Genomic DNA, 3551 nt, shown 5'->3' with positions numbered 1-3551 from the left:
CTACCACATGGGCGGCATCGCGGTGGACGCGCGCGGCCGCAGCTCGATCGACGGGCTCTGGGCCGGCGGCGAAGTGTCCTCCACCGGTGCGCATGGCGCCAACCGTCTCGCCTCCAATTCGCTGCTGGAGGCCGTGGTCTACGCCGCGCGCATCGCCGACGACATCGCCGGCCGCGCGATCCCCTCGCCTGCCCGCCTCCCCGACGCGCTCGTGACGTCGCGTGGCAACGCACCGGATACTGCGGCCGTGAAGTGGCTACGCGCGATGATGAGCGCGCATGTCGGCGTCATCCGTCACAGTGACGGGCTTGCGGAGGCCGTGCGCAGCTTCGCCGCGCTCGAACGTGACGCAACGAGCATCGCTGTCCGCAACATGGCGACGTCGGCCCTGCTCGTCGCCGCTGCGGCCTGGACGCGGTGCGAGAGCCGCGGCGCGCATTTCCGCATCGACCACCCGGCCGATGTCCCCGCGCTGGCCCGGAGAACGATGACCACCCTCGCCGCGGCACGCGAAGCCGCGGAGAGCCTGCACGAACGTCCGCTGCCGCGCATTGCGCAGCCCGTGATCGCCTGATGGAGTCCCTTATGATCACCCCGACATCCCTGCTCTATCCCGACGCCTTCCTCTCGCCGCTCGCGATCGACGAGGCCGTGCACCGCGCGCTCGACGAGGACCTCGGCCGCGCCGGCGACATCACCTCGCTGGCAACGATCCCGGAGGCGACGAAGGCACAGGCCATCCTAGCCGCGCGCCAGTCCGGCGTGATCGCCGGCCTGCCGCTGGCGCTGGCGACGCTGCAAAAGCTGTCGCCCGACATCGAGGTGCGGCCGCATGTCCGCGATGCCGCCCGCGTGGCCCGCGGACAGCACGTGCTGACGATCTCGGGCCCCGCGCGCGCCATTCTCACCGCGGAGCGGACCGCGCTGAATTTCGTCGGCCGGCTGTCGGGCGTTGCGACGCTGACGGCGGACTATGTCGCGCGCACCGAAGGCACCAGGATGCGGATCTGCTGCACGCGAAAAACCACGCCGGGCTTGCGCGCCCTGGAGAAATACGCGGTGCGCTGCGGCGGCGGTTTCAACCACCGCTTCGGCCTCGACGACGCGATCCTGATCAAGGACAACCACATCGCGGTCGCCGGCGGCATCCGCCCCGTGCTGGAGCGCGCACGCGCCCACGCCGGCCATCTCGTCAAGATCGAGATCGAGGTCGATACGCTGGCGCAATTGCGCGAGGTGCTGGACACGGGAATGGCTGACGCCGTGCTGCTCGACAACATGGACCTTGCGACGCTGCGCGAGGCCGTGCGGATCAACGAGGGCCGGCTCAAGCTGGAAGCATCCGGCGGCGTCACGCTGGACTCGATCGCCGCAATCGCGGCGACAGGCGTCGACTACGCGTCTTCAGGCGCGCTGACGCATTCCGCGCCGAATTTCGACTGTGCCCTGGATATCGAGGCGTGACTTCTTAGCCTCTCCCCGCAAGCGGGGCGAGGCCGGAATTCGCGCTGAAAGCGCGGATTCCGGGTGAGGGGGAATCTCCGCGAGTCCAACTCTCACCGTCTCCGCGGAGAGTCCCCCTCACCCCAACCCTCTCCCCGCAAGCGGGGCGAGGGAGCGCACTCGCGCTTGCGGCGACAGCCACAAACTAACTCAGCGCCGTACGGTATCTCCCATCTCGGCGGAGCTCTTGGCCTGCTGCGCGAGCTCGGCGGAGAGTGCGGCGGTCTGGGCCGGGGAGCCCCAGCTCGGTTCCTCGCTGCCGTCGCCCCAGGCGCGCGGGCGATAGAAGGTGTGCACGCCGGTCTTGTACATCTTCTTCATCTCGGCGACCCAGGACGGGCGCACCCAGTAGGCGTGGTAATGCGTGGACTTGCCGACCTCGGGCAACCAGATCTGGCCGTCGAGCATCGCCTTCGCGATCTTCTTGGCGCGCTCCCACATCTCGGGCTCACGGATCACGTCGGCATTGTTGTCGCAGGCAAAGGTGAACTGGCAGGCGAGATGGCGGTGCTTGTTCTGGTAGACCGCTCCGCACACCGTATCAGGATATTTGCCTGAGAACACGCGGTTCATCACCACCTGCGCGACCGCTATCTGGCCGCGCACGGCCTCGCCGCGGGATTCGAAATAGACGGCTTCGGCGAGACATTTCTCGGATTTCGCGCGCGACTTGTCGTCGAGCGCGAGCCGTTCCGCCGGCGACCTCGCGTGCTGGTTGTCGGCGTTGACCTCGCCCTTCGGCGCGACGCTCTCGCCGCTCTCGATGTCCCTGGCGATCTCCTCCGTCGGCGGCGACAGCGAGGCCGTCACCTTCATGTCGGGGTCGGGCATCACGATCAGCGGCTCGGCGCCGGGCTGCCAGCTCTCGATGCTCTCGAGATTGCCGCCGAGCGAGGAGCTGCCGAAGAACAGGTTCGAGGTCTTGACGCTGAAGGGATCGCGCGCGGGCGCGGCCGGCGCAGTGGCCCGCTTCAGCGCCTCCAGCGGCTGGACCGCGAATGAGCGCGCGAGGTCGCTGGCCTTCGGCGGATTGGCATATTGCGGCAACGGCGGCGCGCGAAGCGCTTCCTGGAGCTCGGGGTCGAGCGCGGCTGCGGACTCCGGCGACATCGCTTGCGGCAACGCGGCGGTCTTGGCGCCGAACACCGAGCTGTTCGACGTCGCGGGATCTTCCTGCGCGGGCGCTGCGGCCGGTGCGGCAGCGTCGGGAGACGTCGTCGGTGTCACGATCGCGAGGCGATTACCCTTCATGGAGCGATCGACCTTGGGAAAGTCGGCGGCCTGGTAACGCGGGGGCGCCTGAAGCGCCGGATTGCGGCTGATCGCGCCGGTGACGTCGCGGCCATCGAGGCTTGCGAGGCGAACCATCGCGCTCTGCGGAACCGAGGTGCCGATGGGGCGGGAGAAACTGTAGGTGGCGAGCTGGATCGAGGACGCCGCGGAATACACCTGCTTCTGCCAACGCTCGGCGACGCCGGGCTGACGCGCCAGCAGCGAGGCAATATCCTGATAGCCGGTCTCTCTCGGCATCAATGCGAAGATGCAGAGACCGATGCCGAAGGACGCGAACCGCGCGCCCTTCGGATGGTTACGCAACACTGACATCGATACGCTCACGCTACGCTTACGCCCGAACAACCGAACCGCAGTACATCCGTGCAATTCGATCTTTCTCGTAAGTATCCAATTTAGGTTGCCGGGGCGTTAATCGGCGTTGCGCGCCGGGCACACACAAGCGATCGCAAGTGTTTCCACGGGGCAATGACGCGCATTGGTAAATGTCGCCTCACGTGAAGCGGTAAACATCCGGTCAACGCGAATGGTGAAGGAACTCTTGCGCGCGCGTATCATTACGGGACGCGTGATGAGTTCCATCGTTTGCGAGAAGCACTTTCCACAACACCGCCGTCATGCCCCGCCGAGTGCGCAATTGCGCACGGGGGCGGGGCAACCAGTACGCCGCGGCTTCTCGATTCAATCACTGCTGTCTCGGCGTACTGGATCGCCCGGCCAAGCCGGGCGATGACAGTGAGTGTGTGGCGATAGCG

At 67.3% G+C, this 3551-nt stretch carries 3 protein-coding genes; 2 read left to right on the top strand and 1 reads right to left on the bottom strand.

What is annotated here, in order from left to right:
• On the top strand, positions 1-574 hold a 574-nt coding region (locus AC1D00_RS31945; protein ID WP_477013406.1), incomplete at its 5' end, for an FAD-binding protein.
• A gap of 11 nt (positions 575-585) precedes the next feature.
• Complete coding sequence (gene nadC, locus AC1D00_RS31940) at positions 586-1464, top strand: carboxylating nicotinate-nucleotide diphosphorylase (protein ID WP_477013405.1); 879 nt, start codon at positions 586-588, stop codon at positions 1462-1464.
• Positions 1465-1653: 189 nt separating this feature from the next.
• Here nadC and AC1D00_RS31935 read toward each other — a convergent pair whose 3' ends face one another.
• Complete coding sequence (locus AC1D00_RS31935) at positions 1654-3108, bottom strand: cell wall hydrolase (protein WP_477013404.1); 1455 nt, start codon at positions 3106-3108, stop codon at positions 1654-1656.
• Positions 3109-3551 lie beyond the last annotated feature (443 nt).

Source organism: Bradyrhizobium sp. P2_E8, from assembly GCF_056403875.1.
This window is presented reverse-complemented; position numbering and strand designations above follow the sequence as displayed.

Coding starts and splice junctions, on each gene's coding strand:
- nadC (WP_477013405.1), top strand. CDS start 586: ATGATCACCCCGACATCCCTGCTCTATCCCGACGCCTTCCTCTCGCCG.
- AC1D00_RS31935 (WP_477013404.1), bottom strand. CDS start 3,108: ATGTCAGTGTTGCGTAACCATCCGAAGGGCGCGCGGTTCGCGTCCTTC.